The sequence below is a fragment of the Variovorax multivorans genome, assembly GCF_051216835.1.
Classification (GTDB): domain Bacteria; phylum Pseudomonadota; class Gammaproteobacteria; order Burkholderiales; family Burkholderiaceae_C; genus Variovorax.
On sequence record NZ_JBPJZL010000006.1, the window covers coordinates 1 to 18473 of the forward strand.

The window sequence follows — 18473 nt, forward strand, 5'->3', positions numbered from 1 at the left end:
CCGACAGAACCGTTGCGATCGCAGCCGTCAGCGTCGTCTTGCCGTGGTCAACGTGACCAATCGTGCCCACGTTCACGTGCGGCTTGGTGCGGGTGAATTTACCTTTTGCCATTTTTCAATCCTTGAAAGAGCAGTGCCCGTGATTGGGTTTTATGTCTGCACCGCATTGCTGGTTCCCTCGCCACGGGCAGCGAGGGGCACACGGTCGCAGACAGATTCGAAATTGAATACTTACTTGGCGCGAGCGGCCACGATGGCTTCGGCGACGTTACGGGGGGCTTCAGCGTAGTGCTTGAACTCCATCGTGTACGTCGCGCGGCCTTGCGACATCGAGCGCAGCGTGGTCGAGTAGCCGAACATTTCCGACAGCGGCACTTCAGCCTTGATGGCCTTGCCGCCACCGACCATGTCGTCCATGCCCTGCACCATGCCGCGGCGGGACGACAGGTCGCCCATCACGTTGCCGGCGTAGTCTTCAGGCGTTTCGACTTCCACGGCCATCATCGGCTCGAGGATCACGGGGCTGGCCTTGCGGGCGCCTTCCTTGAAGCCGAAGATTGCGGCCATCTTGAACGCCATTTCGTTCGAGTCCACGTCGTGGTACGAACCGAAGTGCAGCGTGACCTTGACGTCCACGACGGGGTAGCCCGCCAGCACGCCTTGCGTCAGCGCTTCCACGACGCCCTTTTCCACCGCGGGAATGTATTCGCGAGGAACCACACCGCCCTTGATGGCGTCGACGAATTCGAAGCCCTTGCCAGCCTCTTGCGGCTCGAGCTTCAGGATGACGTGACCGTACTGGCCCTTACCGCCCGACTGGCGAACGAACTTGCCTTCGGCGTCTTCGACGGTCTTGCGGATCGTTTCGCGGTAAGCCACTTGCGGCTTGCCCACGTTGGCTTCCACGCCGAATTCGCGCTTCATGCGGTCCACGATGATTTCAAGGTGGAGCTCGCCCATGCCGGCGATGATGGTCTGGCCCGATTCTTCGTCGGTCTTGACGCGGAACGAGGGGTCTTCCTGAGCCAGGCGTTGCAGGGCGATGCCCATCTTTTCCTGGTCGGCCTTGGTCTTCGGCTCGACGGCCTGCGAGATCACCGATTCCGGGAACACCATGCGCTCGAGCGTCACGATCGCCGTCGGGTCACACAGGGTTTCGCCCGTGGTGACTTCCTTCAGGCCCACGCAGGCAGCGATGTCGCCGGCGCGGATTTCGTTGACTTCTTCGCGGTTGTTGGCGTGCATCTGCACGATACGGCCGATGCGTTCCTTCTTGCCGCGCACCGGGTTGTAGACGCTGTCGCCCTTGGTCAGCACGCCGGAGTAGACGCGCACGAAGGTCAACTGGCCCACGAACGGGTCGGTCATCAGCTTGAATGCCAGGGCCGAGAACTTCTCGTTGTCGTCAGCCTTGCGGATGACAGGCGCTTCGTCTTCGTCCAAGCCGTTGACCGGGGGAATGTCGGTCGGCGCGGGCATGTATTCGACGACGGCGTCGAGCATGGCTTGCACGCCCTTGTTCTTGAAGGCCGAGCCGCACAGCATCGGCTGGATTTCGCCGGCGATGGTGCGCTGGCGAATGGCCTTCTTGATTTCTTCCTCGCTCAGCTCGCCGCCTTCGAGGTACTTGTTCATCAGCTCTTCGCTGGCTTCGGCAGCCGCTTCGACGAGCTTTTCGCGGTATTCGTTGCAGACGTCGGTCAGGTTGGCGGGAATCTCGCCGTACTGGAACGTCACGCCCTTGTCTTCGTCCCAGATGATCGCCTTCATCTTCACGAGGTCGACGATGCCCTGGAAGTGCTCTTCGGCACCGATCGGGATCTGGATCACGACGGGGTTGGCCTTCAGGCGGTCCACCATCATCTGGCGCACGCGCAGGAAGTCGGCGCCGGTGCGGTCCATCTTGTTGACGAACGCGAGACGGGGCACCTTGTACTTGTTGGCCTGGCGCCAGACGGTTTCCGACTGGGGCTGCACGCCGCCGACGGCGTCGTACACCATGACAGCGCCGTCCAGCACGCGCATCGAGCGCTCGACTTCAATGGTGAAGTCCACGTGGCCAGGGGTGTCGATGATGTTGATGCGGTGTTCGTCGAACTTGCCGGCCATGCCCTTCCAGAAGCAGGTGGTGGCAGCGGACGTGATCGTGATGCCACGCTCTTGCTCTTGCTCCATCCAGTCCATCGTGGCGGCGCCGTCGTGCACTTCACCGATCTTGTGGTTCACACCGGTGTAGAACAGGATACGTTCGGTCGTCGTGGTCTTGCCAGCGTCGATGTGCGCGGAGATGCCGATGTTGCGGTAGCGCTCGATGGGGGTCTTGCGGGACATGATTTACTTTCGGGTTGAAATGCGTTGAGCGCTGGGCCCCGAGCACGGGCACAACGCCCGACACTCAGCACCCAACGCCCAAGCGAAGTTTGATTTTTAGAAGCGGAAGTGGCTGAACGCCCGGTTGGCTTCTGCCATGCGGTGCACTTCGTCGCGCTTCTTCATGGCGCCGCCACGGCCTTCCGTGGCTTCCATCAGTTCGTTGGCCAGACGCAGGGCCATCGACTTTTCACCGCGCTTGCGGGCAGCTTCCTTGATCCAGCGCATCGACAGGGCGAGGCGACGGACAGGACGGACTTCGACCGGCACTTGATAGTTCGCACCGCCAACGCGGCGCGACTTCACTTCGACCATCGGCTTCACGTTGTTGATGGCAACGGTGAATGCTTCGAGAGGATCCTTGTCCGGGTTCTTCTTTTCGATGAAGTCGAGAGCACCGTAAATGATGCGCTCGGCGATCGCCTTCTTGCCGCCTTCCATGATCACGTTCATGAATTTGGACAGCTCGACATTGCCGTACTTGGGATCCGGCAGGATTTCACGTTTGGGGACTTCGCGACGACGTGGCATTTTTCTAACCTCTTTGCTTCAGTTGGCACCGTTTCCGGCACCGCGAGAGCCAGTCAGGACTCTCACTTACTCGACCCGACAGTGGGTCACTTCGTTCGATGTGCCCGCCAAGGCAACCGAACACCGTTTGTTTTTTGACGACAGGAAGGCTTAAGCCTTCTTGGGACGCTTCGCGCCGTACTTGGAACGCGACTGCTTGCGGTCTTTCACGCCTTGCAAGTCGAGCGAACCGCGCACGATGTGGTAACGCACACCGGGCAAGTCCTTGACACGACCGCCGCGAACCAGCACGACGCTGTGTTCCTGCAGGTTGTGGCCTTCGCCGCCGATGTAGGAGATGACTTCGAAGCCATTGGTCAGACGGACCTTGGCAACTTTACGAAGCGCCGAGTTGGGCTTCTTGGGCGTCGTGGTGTAGACGCGGGTGCAGACACCGCGACGTTGCGGCGAGTTCTGCATGGCAGGGCTCTTCGAATTGATCTTTTCGACCGTTCGACCCTGACGCACCAGTTGATTGATGGTTGGCATGAATGAATTAGTCCCAAAACAACCCGGCCCTGGTTGCAAAACCGCCCTTGGTCCTTGACGTGACGCAAGGCAAGGAAGCCGGGAATAACGAAAACGTGAAACCCTTCGGAAATTTCCGAAAAGCCCACGAGTATAGCAAACGAGTCTGAAACGGCAAGGTCAGCCGCGGCGGAAGATCGCTGGCGACCTTGTCACTCCTCAGACTTACTTGATCCAGAGCCGCACGGCATCCCAGGCGCGGCCGAATATCCCTGCCTGCTCGACGGCTTCCAGGGCGACCAGGGGCACGTCGGCAACCGGCTGGTCGTCCAGGGTGACCTTGAGCGAGCCGACGGCCTGGTACTTGGTGAACGGCGCCACCAGCGGATCGGGGCGCGACACCTGGGTCTTGATCTTGCTGGCAGTGCCGGCCGGCACTGCGACCACGATGGGCTCCGGACGGCCCAGTTTCAGCGTGTTGGCCTTGCCCTTCCAGACGGCCGGGGTGGCAGCCGGCTGGCCGGCGTCGAACAGGCGAACGGCGTCGTAGGCCGTGTAACCCCAGTTCAGCAGCTTCTGCGACTCGTTGGCTCGCACGGTCTCGCCCGTGGTTCCCAGCACGATCGACAGCAGGCGGCGGCCGCCGGTCAGGTTGGGGAAATCGCGCTTGGCGGTGGCGATCATGCAGTAGCCGGCCGCCTCGGTATGCCCGGTCTTCAGGCCGTCGACGGTCGGGTCGCGGAACAGCAGCAGATTGCGGTTGGTGTCGTTGGTCGACGGGGTGCCCGGGTAGCGGTACTTCTTGATTGCGTAGTATTTGGCTTCCTCGGGGAAGTCGCGCACCAGGCGGGTCGCCAGGATGCTCAGGTCGCGGGCCGTGGTGGTGTGGCCGGGCGCCGTCAGGCCTTCGGGGTTCTTGTAGCTCGTGTTCTTCATGCCCAGCGCCTTGGCCTGGGCATTCATCATCTCGACGAAGTGCTCCACCGTGCCGCCAACACCCTCGGCCAGCGCCACCGTGGCGTCGTTGCCCGACTGCACGATCAGGCCCTTGATCAGGTCTTCCACCGGCACCTGCATCTTGGGGTCGATGAACATGCGCGAACCGGGCATTTTCCAGGCGCGCGGGCTGACCGGCAGCGTCTGGGTCAGCGTGATCTTCTTGGCGCGCAGCGCATCGAACACCAGGTAAGCGGACATCAGCTTGGTGAGCGAAGCCGGCTCGACCGGGCTGTCGATGTCCTTCTGGGCCAGGATCTGGTTCGCGGTCACGTCGAGCAGCAGATAGCTGCGCGCAGCAATTTCAGGCGGTGCTGGCACCTGGGCGGCAGCAATCAGGCTGACGGATGCGACGGCGGTAAAGACCAGCGCGCGGAGCGCGCCAAGAAAACGATTCATGGGGAGTTTGGAAAGAGACGAAAACAAGCCTGTGAGGCTTTCATGCGATGTCCGCGCGCAGATGGCGGACCACGAGACTTTTGAGCAGCGGCAATTGTCCGTGAAAGAAGTGGCCGCCCCCGGGGACGACTGTGACAGGAAGTGACTGCGGCCGCGCCCAGTCCATCACGGCGGACAGCGCCACGGTGTCGTCGGCTTCGCCATGAACCACCAGCATGCGCTCGTGCGCCTCGGCCGGCAGCGTGGCCACGGTGTTGCGCGCGGCGGCCGTGCCCACCAGCACGATCTGGCGGATGTCGCGTTCGGTCCAGAGCTTTGCGGCGGCACCGGTCGCAACGAACGCGCCGAATGAAAATCCGGCAATCGCCAGCGGCCCCTCAGGCGCGAGCTGGCTGACGACATTGAGCATGTCTTCCAGCTCGCCGCGCCCTTCGTCGTGAACGCCTTCACTGGCGCCCACGCCGCGGAAGTTGAAGCGCACCGTGGTCCACCCGCTGGCGACGAATGCACGCGCCAGCGTCTGCACCACCTTGTTGTCCATCGTGCCGCCGAACAGCGGATGCGGATGGGCGATTACCGCGATGCCGCGCGGGGTGCCGGCAGGCTGGTCGCGTTGAACCTCGATTGCGCCGGCGGCGCCCTGGAGGCTGATCTTTTCGGTCTGGGAATTCATTGGCGCAAGGTACGAGCGGAGGGTCGGCGGAAAAGTTCAGCGTCCGACATCGGGAGGCAGCAGCAGCCGCTCGACGACCTGGCCGTTCTTCAGGTGCGACTCGACGATCTCGTCGATGTCATCGCCGTCAACGAAGGTGTACCAGACGGCCTCGGGGTACACCACAGCCACCGGCCCACCCGCGCAGCGGTCGAGGCAGCCGGCCTTGTTGACGCGCACCTTGCCAGGCCCGGATAGCCCTTCTTCCTTGACCTTCGCCTTGCAGCGGTCGAAGCCCTCCTGTGCGTTGTGCTTGGAGCAGGAGTCTTCGCCGTTCTTGCGCTCGTTGAGGCAAAAGAAGATGTGGCGGCCGTAATAGCCGGACGGCGCGGCGGGGGAGGAGCTGGGCATCAGCAGATTTTAGTGACCGCCCCTTGGCCTCGTGTCGATACCTTCAAACGTTCAGACCGATGCGACGGCGTTGGGCCGCCCCCGGCGCGACAGGGTGACCACCACGTATGCCAGCACCGCGAAGGGCCAGGTCCAGCCCAGCCACTGCGCCAGCCCGTGGAAGCGGATGAAGCGTCCCTGCTCCCAGGTGGCCAGCGTCTGGGCGAAGTACGCGCTTTCGGGCGCCTGGTTCAGCAGGCTCAGCTGCAGCACGAGCCCCACCAGCAGCAGCGCCGCACACAAGCGGCGCGGCGCGAACAGCAACAGCACGCCGGCGAAAAGTGCCGCAGCCATGCCGACCTGCACCGGCAGGCCCAGCCACGCCCATGCATGCTCGGGCCCGTAGCTCAATGCCGCCGACAGCGCCGAGGCCGCGATGCCGGCCAGCAGCGTCAGCGGCAGCAGAACCGCGCGCTGGACCACGGAGCGCGCCACCAGATAGCCCAGCAGGCACGGCACCAGCGCGCCGAGCATCACGCACAGCAGTTCCACCGCCGGCACCAGCGGTTCGAGCTCGAACTGCCGCAGTGGCAGCCAGTCGATGAAGGGCGTGTCGAGCAGCCATTCGGAGATTGCCACTTCGAGCCGCTCGAACACCTGCCCCAGCCCGAAGGTGACCGCCGCCGGGAACAGCAGTGCAAAAGGCCACAGCGCGAGGAGCACCAGCGCGCCGCGCGAGTCCTCGGTGAACCACTGCGAACGCGCGCGGCTCCAGTGCGCAACCGCTCCCAGCCGTTCCAGTCCGGCCGCCAGCACAGCGCCGAGGACGGCGCCTGTCGTGTTGAACCCCAGGTCTACGTTGGAAGGAATGCGCGCGGGCAGGTAGCTCTGCAGCGTCTCCATGGCGAACGAGATCGCCGCCCCCGCCACGGTGGCGCGCAGTACTGCGTGCCAGACGCTGGTGGCCCGGCGCGTGCGCAACACCGCCAGGGCGCACAGGAAGCCGAAGGGCACGTAGCCCACCACGTTGACGGCGAAGTCGAAGCCCGTCCAGTACTTGGGCCAGGGCGCCCACAGATAGGCCCACGGCGCGATCCCCTGGTCGCGCCAGTCGGCGAACGGATACAGACTGGCGTAGACGATCAGCGCCGCGTATGCGAGCGCCAGGGGGAGCGCGGCGGACTTGTGCGGCCTCTCCACCGTGTGCACCGGGCTCAGAACGGCTTGACGACCACCAGGATCACGATGCCCAGCAGCAGCAGCACCGGCAGCTCGTTGAACCAGCGGAACCAGCGGTCGTTGCGCCGGTTCTCGCCCGCCACGAAGCGGCGCAGCAGCACGCCGCAGCCGTGGTGGTAGCCGATGGCCACAAGCACCAGCGCCAGCTTGGCGTGCATCCACCCATTGCCCGGGCCGCGCCCGATGCCGTAGCCCAGCCAGAGCCACAGGCCGAAGCCGAGCGCGGGAACCGCCAGGAAAGTCGTGAATCGCATGAGCTTGCGCGCCATCAACAGCAGCCGCTCCCGCTCGGCCACCGACTCGGGCGGCACCATCGCCAGATTGACGAAGATCCGGGGCAGGTAGAACAACCCCGCGAACCAGCTTGCAATGAAGACGATGTGAAGAGATTTGACCCAGAGCATGGCGGCAGTTTAGTGGCGCCCCTCTTGCAGACCTCTCTTTTGCGGCGATGCCCCCGTACGACGGGCAAAAAAAAGCCCGACGTCTTCACGTCGGGCTGGGAAGCCCTTTTGCTGTCACACATCAAGGCACCCGCTCAGGGAGGAAAAGCGGGGAGCGGCAAGCCGCCCGCTTCAGAATTTAACAAAGACGAAACAAGGTTTCAAGCGACTGAGGCACTTTCTTTGACATTTGAAGCAAAAATTTGAGTACCTTGGTTCTACGAATTTCCGTAGTTGTCAGACAACTGGACACTCGGAGAGAAAGTCTGTGAAAGATCGCTTCAGGCACAATTTTGTATATATGACGTCATCTTCTTCCCCCCTGGCCATGTTCCCCGCCGGGCGGCCGCGGCGCCTGCGCCGCGACGCTTTCACCCGTAATCTGGTTCGAGAACACGCGCTGACGGTCAACGACCTGATCTATCCGGTGTTCGTGCAGGAAGGCGAGAAACGTCGCGATGCCGTCCCTTCGATGCCCGGCGTGGACCGCCTGAGCCTCGACCAACTGTTGCCCGTGGCCGAGCGGTGCGTGGCGGCCGGCATCCCGGTGATGGCATTGTTTCCGGTGATAGACGCCAGCCTCAAGACGCCCGATGGCAGTGAGGCCTTCAACCCCGACGGGCTGATTCCCCGCGTGGTGGCCGCCCTCAAGGCGCGCTTCCCCGAACTGGGCGTGATGACCGACGTTGCCCTCGACCCCTACACCAGCCACGGCCAGGACGGCCTGCTCGACGACACCGGCTACATCCTCAACGACGCGACCGTCGAAGTACTGGTGAAGCAGGCACTCACACAATCGCAGGCCGGCGTGGACATTGTGGCGCCAAGCGACATGATGGACGGCCGCATCGGTGCCATCCGCACCGCGCTCGAAGCCCGCGGCGACATTCACACGCGCATCATGGCCTACAGCGCCAAGTACGCCAGCGCCTTCTACGGCCCCTTCCGTGACGCCGTGGGCTCGGCTGCCACGCTCGGCAAGAGCAACAAGAAGGTCTACCAGATGGACCCCGGCAACAGCGACGAGGCCCTGCGCGAAGTCGCCATCGACATCGCCGAAGGCGCCGACATGGTCATGGTGAAGCCCGGCATGCCCTACCTCGACATCGTTCGCCGCGTGAAAGACCAGTTCCATGTGCCGACCTTCGCCTACCAGGTGAGCGGCGAATACGCGATGCTCAAGGCCGCCGCCCAGAACGGCTGGCTCGACCACGACGCCGTGGTGCTCGAAAGCCTGCTGGCCTTCAAGCGCGCCGGCGCCGATGGCGTGCTGACCTATTTCGCGCTCGACGCCGCGCGCCTGCTGCAGAAGTAACGGCGCCCCAGCACGGCATGCGCATCTTCGAAATTACCCGCTCGCAGGTCAGCGAGCACGCCGCGCTGGCACCGCTGACCGTACCGGGCGCGTGCGGCACCGGCGGCTACCTCTGGATCTCGCTCACGCGGGAGGAATTCCGGGCCTCGCTGGCCGAGGTGCAGCAGATCCTGCAGACGCTGTGCCTCACGCAACTGGTCGACCTGCACGTGGCCGACCTGCTCAACGACCAGTTGCCCTCCCACTACGACTACACCTCGCAGTACGACGTGCTGGTGTTCCGGCGGCTGGCCAACGGACAAGGCCAGGCGGCGCTGGGCAACGGCAAGGGCAATGGCAGCGAGGCCCCGCCCTTGCCCCGCAGCGGCCCGCCCGTGCTGCGCCGCGTCGACACCCGCCCGGTGGGCTTCGCGGTGTTCGACCGCGTGCTGCTATCGGTGCACCCGGAAGACGGCGCGGTGCGCGACGCCTTCGCCACGCGCCTGCTGGCGGCCGCCTCGCCCGACGACCGCGGCGCCCCTGCGCTCGACGTGCGCGCCACCTCGGCCCGCCTGCCGACCAGCCCTTCGGACCTGATGCTGCGCGTGATCAACCAGATCGTCGACGGTTACCTCGACCTGCGGCGCGAACTCACCAAGCAGCTCGACCACTGGCAGACCGAACTGATCGACCCGCGCAGCCGCTTCACGAACTGGGGCGCGCTGATGGAGGCGCGCCAGTCGCTGCATCACCTGGACGAGATCTGCGAAGACCAGCGCGCCGCCATGCAGGACTGGATCGACTCGCTCGAGACGCTCCCCGTGCCCAAGGGCGAGACGGAGCTGCGTGAGCGCGAACTCATCATGATCCGCAGCCGCGACGTGCTCGAGCACATCGAGCGCGTGGTGCACCACGTGCACCGGCTGGAGCAGAACGCCGAGACTGCCGTGCAGATGCACTTCAGCGTCCAGGGCCACCGCGCCAACGACATCATGCGGGTGCTGACGGTGCTCACCGCTGTGTTCCTGCCGCTGAACCTCATCGCGGGCATCTTCGGCATGAACTTCGAATTCATACCGCTGGTGCACAAGGCCGACGGCTTCTGGATCGCGATGACGTCGATGCTGGTCATCGCGGTGGCGCTGGTGCTGATCTTCTGGCGCAAGCGCTATCTCGCGCGTACGCGCTGATTCCGGAATCGCCAACCAAAGAAAAAGGGCCACGCTTTCGCGTGGCCCTTTTGCATTTCGACGGCCCCAAGGGACCGCTTCAATTACTTGGCGACAGCGCCCGAACCTTGCTCGGCCTGAACGCGAGCGTCCATCGGGTTTTGCATGGTCGAGATGACGCGGCTGTTGACGCGCGAGCCGCCAGTCACGTTCTGGTCGGGAGCGTAGGAGGTGCGAACGGCTTCGGCTTGGACGATTGCGCGGTCCTTCGACACGGCGACCGTTTCCGGGCCGCGCGAACCGCGGGTCACGTTCTGGTTCGGAGCCGATGCGGCGCGCACGGCTTCGGCGTTGACTTCGTCACGGCTCTTGGTCGAGACGGCGGTGTTCACGCCTTGGTACGTTTCAGCTTGAGCGCCAACGGCGGCCAGCAGGGTCAGGGCGGCAGCGGCGAGGATTTGCGAGGTCTTCATATTCAGTTCTCCTAGGATGTTCGTTGGATGGTTCGTCCACCAGGCTTGCTGGTTCGCTTGCCTGTGCGGCGAGTTTCCGGGCGAACTGCCATGCCAAAACACTCTGTTCAGAGACACCGTGTTTCCTCTATTGAAACAATGCCGACATCAAGGCATGCCAGCAGAAAAAAGCCGGGCCCGGTTCGCACCGGCCCGGCCTTGCAGGAGGAGGCTTCCGGCTTATCGCCGCGAGGCTTGGAACTGCGGCGGCACTTCGCTGTTGACGAAGGCACGGCGGTCCAGGTTCTGGTTCGGCGCGTGAGCGGCAGCCACGGCCTCGGCGCGGACCGACGCCCGATCCAGCGAACTCGGCCGCGAGATCAGGGGCGCCGCAACCACGTCGCCATAGACATTGCCACCGCGCGCCGCAGCATCGGCGCCGGCCACCACATCGCTGCGGCTGGTGACGGTCTTGAGCGGCTGCACCGGCTCGAAGCCCTGCGCCTGCACGCCGGAGGCGGCGAGCAACAACAGGACGGCAGCGGCAATGATGTTCGGGATCTTCATTTCAGTTCCTTCCAACGGCCCAGCCAGGCTGGCGACGTCGGCGTGTAACCGAAGTGTCGCCCAAGCCAGTTAGGAAAAACCCGGGAGAATCGAACCATCGCGTTCCCAAAACGGAAACAATGGACTCATTCACATGGACAGTCTCGATCTGATCAGAACCTTCCGGGAAGTCGCCTCGCACGGCAGCTTTTCCCAGGCAGCCAAGAGGCTCGACATGTCGAAGGCCACCGTCAGCAAGTATGTGGCCGAGCTGGAAACCCGCTTCGGCGTGCGTCTTCTCAACCGCTCCACCCGTTCCGTGAGCCTCACCGACGCCGGCCAGCTGCTGCTGGAGCGCAGCACGCCGATGCTCGAGATGGTCGAGCTCACCCAGTCCGAGCTGCAGGACCGCGCCAGCCAACCCGGCGGGCGGCTGCGCATCTCTGCCCCGCACGGCATGGGCAGCGGCGAGTTTCCGAACCTGCTGGCCGACTTCATGCGCTACTACCCCGACGTGACCATCAGCCTGCAGCTGACCAACCGCGCCGTCGACCTCGCCGAGGAAGGCATCGACGTCGAACTGCGCAGCGGCCCCATCGAGGACGCGAACCTGATCGTGCGCAAGCTGCGGCTCATGAACATGGTGGTCTGCGCCTCGCCGGTCTACTGGAAGAAGCACGGCAAGCCCGAGCATCCGCGCGACCTGTCGGGCCACGACGCGCTCACGTTCTCGGCGCAGGGCCAGCAGCCGGCGTGGCGCTTCGACGACAACGGCACGCCGATCGACGTACCGGTGAAAAGCCGCATGGACTGTACCGAAGGCGCACCGCTGATCCGCGTGGCCATGCATGGCTTTGGCGTGATCTACCTGCCGTCGATCCTCGTGCAATCGCACCTCGACCACGGCGAGCTGGTGCCCGTGCTGCAGGATTACGCGCGCAAGGACGTGTGGTTTTCGGCCGCCTACCTGCAACGGCGCCACAACAGCGCTGCATTGCGCGCGCTGCTCGACTTCCTTCAGACCCGAGTCGGCCCGGGCGCCACGGCACGCAAGCCGAGCCATTCATGAAATGAAAAAACCCGGCAGTGCCGGGTTTTTTCATTGGAGGACGAACGCAGGCTCAGGCGAGATGCTTGGCGAAGAACGCCAGCGTGCGTTCGCGCGCCAGCTTGGCCGCGTCGGCGTTGTACGAGCCGCGCTGGTCGCAGTTGAAACCGTGGCCAACCGGATACACATGCACTTCCACCTCCGGATGCGCCTTCTTGAACGACTCGATGGTGTCCAGCGGAATCCAGTGATCCTGGTTGCCGAAGTGCGCGAGCACCGGCACCTTGGGCTGACGCGCCGTTTCTTCCGGCGAGGTCATGCCACCGCCGTAGTAAGGCGCGGCAGCAGCCAGGCCCGGCAGCAGCGCCGCCGAGCGCCACACCAGCAAGCCGCCCCAGCAGTAGCCGACGATGCCGACCTTGCCGGCCTTCGACGCGTAGGCGATCGACGCCTCGATGTCCTGCAGCACGCCCGGCGCCGGCAGCGCCTCGACAGCGGTCTTCAGGCCGAAGCCGTTCTTCATGTCGTCTTCCGAGTAGCCCATCTCCACGTCCGGTTTGACGCGCTGGAAGGTCGACGGCGCCACGGCCAGGTAGCCCTCTGCCGCATAGCCGTCCGCCACCGAGCGGATGTGCGAATTGACGCCGAAGATTTCCTGCACCACGACCACCGCGCCGCGCGGCTTGCCCGCCGGCTCGGCCACGTAGGCGGGGAAACTGAAGCCGTCCTTGGCCTTGAGATCGATGAATTGACCCATGTTGTCTTGCTCCTTGATGGCAAACAGATAGATGAATGAATGCCGGGGTTACGGGCGCAGCGCCCGCTCGACGAAGTCGAGGCGGTCCTGCCCCCAGAAAATTTCGCCGTCGATCACGTAGCTGGGCGCGCCGAACACCTGGATGTCGATGGCCTCCTGCGTGTAGGCCTCGTAGCGCTCCTGCACCGCCTGGCTCAGCGACTGCTCGCCACGCTTGGGCGACAGCCCGCACTCGACGATCAGCGAATCGAGCACCTTCGGGTCGCCGATGTTGCGCTCCTGCACCCACACCGCCGCGAACACCGCCTCGCTCATGCGCATGGCAGCCTCAGTGCCGTCGTGCATGTCGACCGCAATGATGACCCGCGCCGCGTCGTCGCTGGCCACCGGAAAGAACTTCGGCTTGACGTTCAGCGGCAGGCCGAGATAGCTCGAATAGCGCGCGAGGTCGACCAGCCGGTAAGCCTGCCGCTGCGGCGCGCGCTTGCCCAGCGGCAACCCGCCGGACACGGGAAACACGCTGCCCATGTCGATGGGCCGCACGCGCACCGTGGCGCCGGCGGCCGCGGCAATCGCCGCAAAGCGGGAATGCCCCAAGTAGGTCCACGGGCTCTGTGGCGCAAAGTAGTAGTCAATCGTCTTGCTCTTGCTGGTGCTCATGCGCGTGCCCCCGATGATGTAATCCAAGCCAACGGTTTTAACTGACACGCAGTTTCTCTGCAGGAGGTAGGTTTTGGACCAGGTGCTCTTGATCACGGGCGGCGGCCGCGGCATCGGCGCCGCCACCGCCCTGCTCGCCGCGCAGCGCGGCTATGCGGTGGCCGTCAACTACGCCAGCAATTCGCTGGCCGCCGACGAGGTGGTGCGCACCATCCGCGCAAACGGCGGCGCCGCCATGGCCGTGCAGGCCGACGTGGGCGACGAGGCGCAGGTGCTCGCCATGTTCCAGAAGGTCGATGCCAGATTCGGCCGCCTCACAGCCCTCGTCAACAACGCCGGCGTGGTCGACGTGCAGGCGCGCGTCGCCGACATGAGCGTGGCGCGGCTGGAGCGCATGTTCCGCATCAACGTGATCGGCAGCTTCATCTGCGCGCGCGAGGCCGTGCGGCGCATGAGCACCCGCTACGGCGGCGCGGGCGGCGCCATCGTCAACATCTCCAGCGGCGCCGCGCGGCTGGGTTCGCCCGACCAGTACGTCGACTACGCCGCCAGCAAAGGCGCCATCGACACCTTCACCATCGGCCTGGCCAAGGAAGTGGCCGCCGAAGGCATTCGCGTCAACGCAGTGCGCCCCGGCCTGATCGACACCGAGATCCACGCCTCCGGCGGCATGCCCGACCGCGCCTTCGACCTCGCGCCCACCGTGCCCATGCAGCGCACCGGCAGCGCCGACGAGATTGCCGGCGCGATCCTGTGGCTGCTGTCGCCGGAGGCCAGCTACACCACCATGGCCCTGCTCGACGTTACCGGAGGCCGCTGAACATGAGCACCTCCATGGACCTGATCAAGCCGCTGGTGACGCTGGTGGCCATCGTCAACCCGCTGGCCATCGTGCCCTTCTTCATCCACTACACGCAGGGCTACAGCGACGCGCAGCGCCGCCACACGGTGCGCATGTCGGCCTTCAGCGCGTTCGTGGTCATCGCGGTGAGCGCGCTGCTGGGCTTGCAGCTGCTGTCCTTCTTCGGCATTTCCATCGCGAGCTTCCAGGTCGGCGGTGGGCTGCTGCTGCTCATGAGTTCGCTGTCGATGCTCAACGCCCAGCCGGCCGAGAGCAAGACCAACGTCGAGGAACTGCGCGCCACCGAGGTGAAGGCGTCGATGGGCGCATCGATCGCGGTGGTGCCACTCACCATTCCGCTGCTCACCGGCCCTGCCACCATCTCCACCGTGGTCATCTACGCCGACAAGGCACAGCACTTGTGGGAGCTTGCAATTCTGGTGGGCTACGGCGTGGTGGTGGCGCTGGCCACTGCCCTGGCCTTCTCGCTCGCACAGCCGATCGCGCGCGTGCTCGGCAAGACCGGCATCAACATCATGACGCGACTGATGGGGCTGATTCTTGCGGCGCTCGCGGTCGAGGTGATGGCCGACGGGCTCGGCAAGCTGTTCCCGATCCTGAACAAGATCAGCTGAACATCAAGCCAGCCGGCTCAGGCCAGCATCTTCTCGATGATCTTCCAGTGCGCAGGCTCCACCGGCGTGATCGACAGCCGGTTGCCCTTGCGCAGCACGATCAGCTCGGCCAGCTCCGGCCTGGCGCGCAACTCGGGGAGCGCCAGCAGCCGCGTCTTGCGCACCGCCTGCACATCCACCAGCAGCCAGCGCGGGTCGTCCTTCTTCGAGCCTGCGTCGTAGTAGGGCGACTTCGCGTCGAACTGCGTCGGATCGGGCTTGATGCCCGAAGCCACTCGCGCTATGCCGGCAATGCCCGGCTCCGGGCAGCTCGAGTGATAGAACAGCACGCCGTCGCCGACCTTCATGCCGTCGCGCATGAAGTTGCGTGCCTGATAGTTGCGCACGCCGGTCCACGCCACAGTGGCGCCGGGCGCGGCGAGCGCATCGTCGATAGAGACCTCGTCGGGCTCGGATTTCATCAACCAGTAATTGGGCATGGTCCCGTCATGGTGTCACATAGTCCGAAACCACGACCCACTTGCCGTCTTTGATCTGCGACAGGCGGGACTGGTCGTTGCCCAGGCGCTTGGTGGCCGTGTAGCTGCTCTTCGGACTGCCGAACATGTCGGGCTCGAAGGTCATGCTGTCCATGGCCTTGATGAAGCTGTCGGTCGTGAGGTTCGGGCCGGCCTTGGTCGCCGCCTTGATGAACGAATCGATGATCACGTAGCCGTACACCGAGAACACCGTCGGGTCTTCGTTGAACTTGGTCTTGTACTTGTTGGCCCAGAAGCGCAGCGGCTGCGACTGCTCGTCGGTGTAGGGGTTCTGCACCGTCATGGTGGCGTAGACGCCGTCCATCGCCTTGCCGCCCAGCTTGTGGATCAGGTCGGTGTAGGAAGCGCTCGAACCCAGGAAGGTCGGGTTGAAGCCGGTCTTGCGCGACTCGCCCACGGTGCCGATGGTCTCGCGAATGATGGTGCCGAGCACCACGAGGTCGCAGTTGGCTGCCTTCATCTTCGCGACCTGCGAGCTGAAGTCGGTGGCGCCGCGCTTGAACGAGGTTTTCTCGGCCAGCTCCATGCCCGCGGCCTTCAGGCCGGCCTCGGCGCCGCGCTGCACCTCGAGCCCGAACTCGTCGTCCTGGTAGATGGTGCAGACCTTCTTGGCGCCCTTGTCCTTGATCATCTTCGGCAGCGCCAGGCGGATCTGGTCGTAGTAGGTGGCCGCGAACGAATACTTCAGCCGGTTCAGCGGCTCGTACATTTCGCGCGCCGCGGTAATGGGCATAAAGTTGACGACGTTCTTGTCGAACTGCACCGGCATTGCCGCCATGTTCTGCGCCGTGCCGATGTGGCCGGCCATGATGAAGATCTTTTCCTGGTTCACCAGCTTCTGCGCGGCCAGCACCGCCTTCTTCGGGTCGTAGCCCGAGTCTTCGACGAACAGCTTGAGCTTGCGGCCGTTGAGGCTGCCCTGCTCGTTGAGTTCGTCCACCCGCAGCTGCATGCCGTTGCGCGCCTGCTTGCCGAAGCCCGCGAGCGGACCCGACAGGTCCTGGATGGTGCCGATGCGGATCTCGTCTTTGCTCACGCCCTGCTGCTGCGCGGACGCGAGCGTCGCGATCAGGCCCAGCACGGCCAGCGTCGTCAGTGTCTTGAGCTTCATGCGGTTGTCTCCTCGGGTTGACGAAAAAAACGAATCACCGGTACATGGCTTCTATGCGCTCGGCGTACTTGGTCTGCACCAGCTTGCGCTTGAGCTTCATCGTGGGCGTGAGCTCCTCGTCTTCGGCGCTGAGCTGCGTTTCGAGCAGAAAGAACTTCTTGATCTGCTCGACACGCGCGAACCTGGCGTTGACGCGATCGATCTCGCCCTGGATCAAATCCTGCACTTCCTTCGTGCGCGTCAGGCTCTCGTAGTTGCTGAACGGCACGTCGTGGTCCTGCGCAAACTTCTCGACGTTCTCCTGGTCGATCATGACGATCACCGTGAGGTAGGGCTTCTTGTCGCCGATGACCACGGCATCGGTGATGTAGAGGCTGAACTTGAGCTCGTTCTCCAGCTCGCTCGGCGTCACGTTCTTCCCACCCGCCGTGATGATGATGTCTTTCATCCGGTCGGTGATGCGGAAATACCCGTCCTCGTCCATCACGCCCACGTCGCCGGTGTGCAGCCAGCCTTCGGCGTCGATGGTCTCGGCGGTCTTCTCGGGCAGGTTGAGGTAACCCATGAAGACATTGGGGCCGCGCACCAGAATCTCGCCGGAGGCGGCGTCGATGCGCACCTCGTTGTAGCCAGTGGCCGGCCCGATCGAGCCCGGCTTGATGCGCGTGGCCGGCACGGCGGTGGAAGCCCCGCACGACTCCGTCATGCCCCACACCTCCAGCATCGGCACGCCGAGCGCGAGATACCACTTCACCAGCTCGGGCGAAATAGGCGCCGCGCCCGTCACCAGAAAGCGCGACCGGTGGATGCCGATGAGCTTTCGTGCGTTGTCCAGCGCCAGCACGCGCGCCAGCCTGAACTTGAACTTCAGCACCGGGCCGACGTCTTCGCCCGCCAGCACGCGGTTGGCGATCTCCTCGCCCACGCCGATGCTCCACTTGTAGGCGGCCTGCTGCAGCGGGCTGGCTTCCTTCAGCGCGATCATCACGCCCGAATAAAACTTCTCCCACACGCGCGGCACGGCCGTGAACACGGTGGGCGCAATCTCGCGCACGTTCTCAGGCACCGTCTCGGGGTTCTCGACGAAGTTGAGAATCGAGCCCGTGTACATCGCGAAGTACTCACCGCCCATGCGCTCGGCGATGTGGCACAGCGGCAGGAAGCACATGCGCTCGTCTTTCTCGTCCTGCGCGATGAGCGTGTTGTAGCCGCGCGCGGTGTACACGAGCCCGGCATGGCTGTGCATCGCGCCCTTGGGCTTGCCGGTGGTGCCCGAGGTGTAGACGAGGATGGCCAGGTCTTCGGGCCGACAGGCCGCCACAGTGCGCTCCACGGCCTGCGGGTCTGCGGCCAGGTGCGCGCGGCCGAGGGTACGCAGCGCGTCGAGGCTCATCACCGCCGCATCGTCGAGGTCGCGCAAGCCTTCCATGTCGAACACGATCACGCAGCGCAGGCCCGGCAGGCCGGCGCGCACTTCGAGCGCCTTGTCGAGCTGCTCGTCGTCTTCCACGAAGAGCACGGTGGTGCGCGAGTCTTCGCAGAGGTAGTGCACCTGCGAAGCCGCATCGGTCGGGTAGATGCCGTTGGACACGCCCCCGCAGCTGAGCACGGCCAGGTCGGCGAGCACCCATTCGATAACGGTGTTCGACAAAATCGACGCGCACTCGCCCGGCGCAAAGCCGATGGCCTGGAGCCCGGCCGCGATCTCGCGCACCGCGTCGGCCGTCTGGTGCCAGCTCCAGCTGCGCCAGATGCCCAGCTCCTTTTGCCGCATCCAGATGTTGTCGCCGCGCTGCTTCACGGCATTCCAGAACATCGCGGGAATGGTGTCGCCGGGCACGACGACGTCGAGCCGGGGTTCGAAGGTGTTGAGTTCCCAGAGTCCTTGCATGGT

21 protein-coding genes are annotated in these 18473 nt (G+C 64.5%); 5 read left to right on the forward strand and 16 right to left on the reverse strand.

Annotated features, from left to right (window positions below; all coding sequences use genetic code 11):
- The 9 genes from ACSFCA_RS16205 to ACSFCA_RS16245 all read right to left on the reverse strand — a co-directional run.
- The coding region (locus tag ACSFCA_RS16205; RefSeq protein ID WP_435460540.1) for a GTP-binding protein at positions 1-112 on the reverse strand (112 nt) is incomplete at its 3' end.
- Between the two features lie 119 nt (positions 113-231).
- Positions 232-2331 carry an elongation factor G gene (gene fusA, locus ACSFCA_RS16210; protein ID WP_258352518.1) on the reverse strand — a complete coding sequence of 700 codons (2100 nt, stop codon included), beginning with the start codon at positions 2329-2331 and terminating at the stop codon, positions 232-234.
- 96 nt (positions 2332-2427) lie between these two features.
- Positions 2428-2901 carry a 30S ribosomal protein S7 gene (rpsG, locus tag ACSFCA_RS16215; RefSeq protein ID WP_013543947.1) on the reverse strand — a complete coding sequence of 158 codons (474 nt, stop codon included), beginning with the start codon at positions 2899-2901 and terminating at the stop codon, positions 2428-2430.
- Between the two features lie 150 nt (positions 2902-3051).
- Positions 3052-3429: a 30S ribosomal protein S12 gene (gene rpsL, locus ACSFCA_RS16220; RefSeq protein ID WP_013543948.1), complete on the reverse strand. Its 378-nt coding sequence runs from the start codon at positions 3427-3429 to the stop codon at positions 3052-3054.
- 204 nt (positions 3430-3633) lie between these two features.
- Positions 3634-4803 (reverse strand): D-alanyl-D-alanine carboxypeptidase family protein, encoded by a 1170-nt coding sequence (locus tag ACSFCA_RS16225; RefSeq protein WP_435460532.1) that lies wholly within the window; start codon positions 4801-4803, stop codon positions 3634-3636.
- A 40-nt stretch (positions 4804-4843) separates the two neighbouring features.
- Complete coding sequence (locus ACSFCA_RS16230; RefSeq protein ID WP_435460531.1) at positions 4844-5476, reverse strand: alpha/beta hydrolase; 633 nt, start codon at positions 5474-5476, stop codon at positions 4844-4846.
- Positions 5477-5512: 36 nt separating this feature from the next.
- The gene (locus ACSFCA_RS16235; RefSeq protein ID WP_258352513.1) at positions 5513-5866 is read right to left on the reverse strand and encodes a (2Fe-2S) ferredoxin domain-containing protein; all 354 of its coding nucleotides are present in this window, start codon (positions 5864-5866) and stop codon (positions 5513-5515) included.
- Positions 5867-5917: 51 nt separating this feature from the next.
- Positions 5918-7045, reverse strand: coding sequence for a VanZ family protein (locus ACSFCA_RS16240; RefSeq protein ID WP_435460539.1), 1128 nt, complete (start codon positions 7043-7045; stop codon positions 5918-5920).
- A 14-nt stretch (positions 7046-7059) separates the two neighbouring features.
- Positions 7060-7488: a CopD family protein gene (locus ACSFCA_RS16245; protein ID WP_056522085.1), complete on the reverse strand. Its 429-nt coding sequence runs from the start codon at positions 7486-7488 to the stop codon at positions 7060-7062.
- A gap of 340 nt (positions 7489-7828) precedes the next feature.
- On the opposite strand from ACSFCA_RS16245, the gene hemB reads away from it, so the two are divergent.
- Positions 7829-8842: a porphobilinogen synthase gene (hemB, locus tag ACSFCA_RS16250; RefSeq protein WP_435460530.1), complete on the forward strand. Its 1014-nt coding sequence runs from the start codon at positions 7829-7831 to the stop codon at positions 8840-8842.
- 17 nt (positions 8843-8859) lie between these two features.
- Positions 8860-10011: a magnesium transporter CorA family protein gene (locus tag ACSFCA_RS16255; RefSeq protein WP_258352510.1), complete on the forward strand. Its 1152-nt coding sequence runs from the start codon at positions 8860-8862 to the stop codon at positions 10009-10011.
- Positions 10012-10094: 83 nt separating this feature from the next.
- Here ACSFCA_RS16255 and ACSFCA_RS16260 read toward each other — a convergent pair whose 3' ends face one another.
- Positions 10095-10463, reverse strand: coding sequence for a DUF4148 domain-containing protein (locus ACSFCA_RS16260; RefSeq protein WP_093058720.1), 369 nt, complete (start codon positions 10461-10463; stop codon positions 10095-10097).
- 219 nt (positions 10464-10682) lie between these two features.
- Positions 10683-11009 (reverse strand): alpha/beta hydrolase, encoded by a 327-nt coding sequence (locus tag ACSFCA_RS16265; protein ID WP_258352509.1) that lies wholly within the window; start codon positions 11007-11009, stop codon positions 10683-10685.
- A gap of 133 nt (positions 11010-11142) precedes the next feature.
- Here ACSFCA_RS16265 and ACSFCA_RS16270 point away from each other — a divergent pair, with 133 nt between their 5' ends.
- The gene (locus ACSFCA_RS16270) at positions 11143-12057 is read left to right on the forward strand and encodes a LysR family transcriptional regulator (RefSeq protein WP_258352508.1); all 915 of its coding nucleotides are present in this window, start codon (positions 11143-11145) and stop codon (positions 12055-12057) included.
- A 52-nt stretch (positions 12058-12109) separates the two neighbouring features.
- On the opposite strand, the gene ACSFCA_RS16275 is transcribed toward ACSFCA_RS16270, so the two are convergent.
- Positions 12110-12793, reverse strand: a complete 684-nt coding sequence (locus ACSFCA_RS16275; protein ID WP_258352507.1) for a dienelactone hydrolase family protein — start codon at positions 12791-12793, stop codon at positions 12110-12112.
- A gap of 48 nt (positions 12794-12841) precedes the next feature.
- On the reverse strand, positions 12842-13453 hold the full coding sequence (locus ACSFCA_RS16280; protein ID WP_435460529.1) for a 2-hydroxychromene-2-carboxylate isomerase: 612 nt from the start codon (positions 13451-13453) through the stop codon (positions 12842-12844).
- A 73-nt stretch (positions 13454-13526) separates the two neighbouring features.
- Between ACSFCA_RS16280 and ACSFCA_RS16285 the strand changes: the two genes are divergently transcribed.
- Together ACSFCA_RS16285 and ACSFCA_RS16290 are read left to right on the forward strand one after the other, a co-directional pair.
- Complete coding sequence (locus ACSFCA_RS16285) at positions 13527-14273, forward strand: SDR family oxidoreductase (protein ID WP_435460528.1); 747 nt, start codon at positions 13527-13529, stop codon at positions 14271-14273.
- Between the two features lie 2 nt (positions 14274-14275).
- Entirely contained in the window at positions 14276-14929 is a 654-nt protein-coding gene (locus ACSFCA_RS16290; RefSeq protein WP_258352504.1) for a MarC family protein, read from the forward strand.
- A 17-nt stretch (positions 14930-14946) separates the two neighbouring features.
- Here ACSFCA_RS16290 and ACSFCA_RS16295 read toward each other — a convergent pair whose 3' ends face one another.
- From ACSFCA_RS16295 to ACSFCA_RS16305, 3 genes are read right to left on the reverse strand one after another with little or no spacing between them, the layout of a single operon-like run.
- The gene (locus ACSFCA_RS16295; RefSeq protein WP_093180133.1) at positions 14947-15408 is read right to left on the reverse strand and encodes an EVE domain-containing protein; all 462 of its coding nucleotides are present in this window, start codon (positions 15406-15408) and stop codon (positions 14947-14949) included.
- 7 nt (positions 15409-15415) lie between these two features.
- The gene (locus ACSFCA_RS16300) at positions 15416-16579 is read right to left on the reverse strand and encodes an ABC transporter substrate-binding protein (RefSeq protein WP_093058712.1); all 1164 of its coding nucleotides are present in this window, start codon (positions 16577-16579) and stop codon (positions 15416-15418) included.
- Between the two features lie 34 nt (positions 16580-16613).
- Positions 16614-18470, reverse strand: a complete 1857-nt coding sequence (locus ACSFCA_RS16305) for an AMP-dependent synthetase/ligase (RefSeq protein ID WP_435460527.1) — start codon at positions 18468-18470, stop codon at positions 16614-16616.
- Between the last annotated feature and the right edge of the window lie 3 nt (positions 18471-18473).

Excerpts from the sequence above, each read along its gene's own strand:
- fusA (WP_258352518.1), bottom strand. The coding sequence starts at position 2,331 with ATGTCCCGCAAGACCCCCATCGAGCGCTACCGCAACATCGGCATCTCC.
- rpsG (WP_013543947.1), bottom strand. The coding sequence starts at position 2,901 with ATGCCACGTCGTCGCGAAGTCCCCAAACGTGAAATCCTGCCGGATCCC.
- rpsL (WP_013543948.1), bottom strand. The coding sequence starts at position 3,429 with ATGCCAACCATCAATCAACTGGTGCGTCAGGGTCGAACGGTCGAAAAG.
- ACSFCA_RS16225 (WP_435460532.1), bottom strand. The coding sequence starts at position 4,803 with ATGAATCGTTTTCTTGGCGCGCTCCGCGCGCTGGTCTTTACCGCCGTC.
- ACSFCA_RS16230 (WP_435460531.1), bottom strand. The coding sequence starts at position 5,476 with ATGAATTCCCAGACCGAAAAGATCAGCCTCCAGGGCGCCGCCGGCGCA.
- ACSFCA_RS16235 (WP_258352513.1), bottom strand. The coding sequence starts at position 5,866 with ATGCCCAGCTCCTCCCCCGCCGCGCCGTCCGGCTATTACGGCCGCCAC.
- ACSFCA_RS16245 (WP_056522085.1), bottom strand. The coding sequence starts at position 7,488 with ATGCTCTGGGTCAAATCTCTTCACATCGTCTTCATTGCAAGCTGGTTC.
- hemB (WP_435460530.1), top strand. The coding sequence starts at position 7,829 with ATGACGTCATCTTCTTCCCCCCTGGCCATGTTCCCCGCCGGGCGGCCG.
- ACSFCA_RS16255 (WP_258352510.1), top strand. The coding sequence starts at position 8,860 with ATGCGCATCTTCGAAATTACCCGCTCGCAGGTCAGCGAGCACGCCGCG.
- ACSFCA_RS16260 (WP_093058720.1), bottom strand. The coding sequence starts at position 10,463 with ATGAAGACCTCGCAAATCCTCGCCGCTGCCGCCCTGACCCTGCTGGCC.
- ACSFCA_RS16265 (WP_258352509.1), bottom strand. The coding sequence starts at position 11,009 with ATGAAGATCCCGAACATCATTGCCGCTGCCGTCCTGTTGTTGCTCGCC.
- ACSFCA_RS16270 (WP_258352508.1), top strand. The coding sequence starts at position 11,143 with ATGGACAGTCTCGATCTGATCAGAACCTTCCGGGAAGTCGCCTCGCAC.
- ACSFCA_RS16275 (WP_258352507.1), bottom strand. The coding sequence starts at position 12,793 with ATGGGTCAATTCATCGATCTCAAGGCCAAGGACGGCTTCAGTTTCCCC.
- ACSFCA_RS16280 (WP_435460529.1), bottom strand. The coding sequence starts at position 13,453 with ATGAGCACCAGCAAGAGCAAGACGATTGACTACTACTTTGCGCCACAG.
- ACSFCA_RS16290 (WP_258352504.1), top strand. The coding sequence starts at position 14,276 with ATGAGCACCTCCATGGACCTGATCAAGCCGCTGGTGACGCTGGTGGCC.
- ACSFCA_RS16295 (WP_093180133.1), bottom strand. The coding sequence starts at position 15,408 with ATGCCCAATTACTGGTTGATGAAATCCGAGCCCGACGAGGTCTCTATC.
- ACSFCA_RS16300 (WP_093058712.1), bottom strand. The coding sequence starts at position 16,579 with ATGAAGCTCAAGACACTGACGACGCTGGCCGTGCTGGGCCTGATCGCG.
- ACSFCA_RS16305 (WP_435460527.1), bottom strand. The coding sequence starts at position 18,470 with ATGCAAGGACTCTGGGAACTCAACACCTTCGAACCCCGGCTCGACGTC.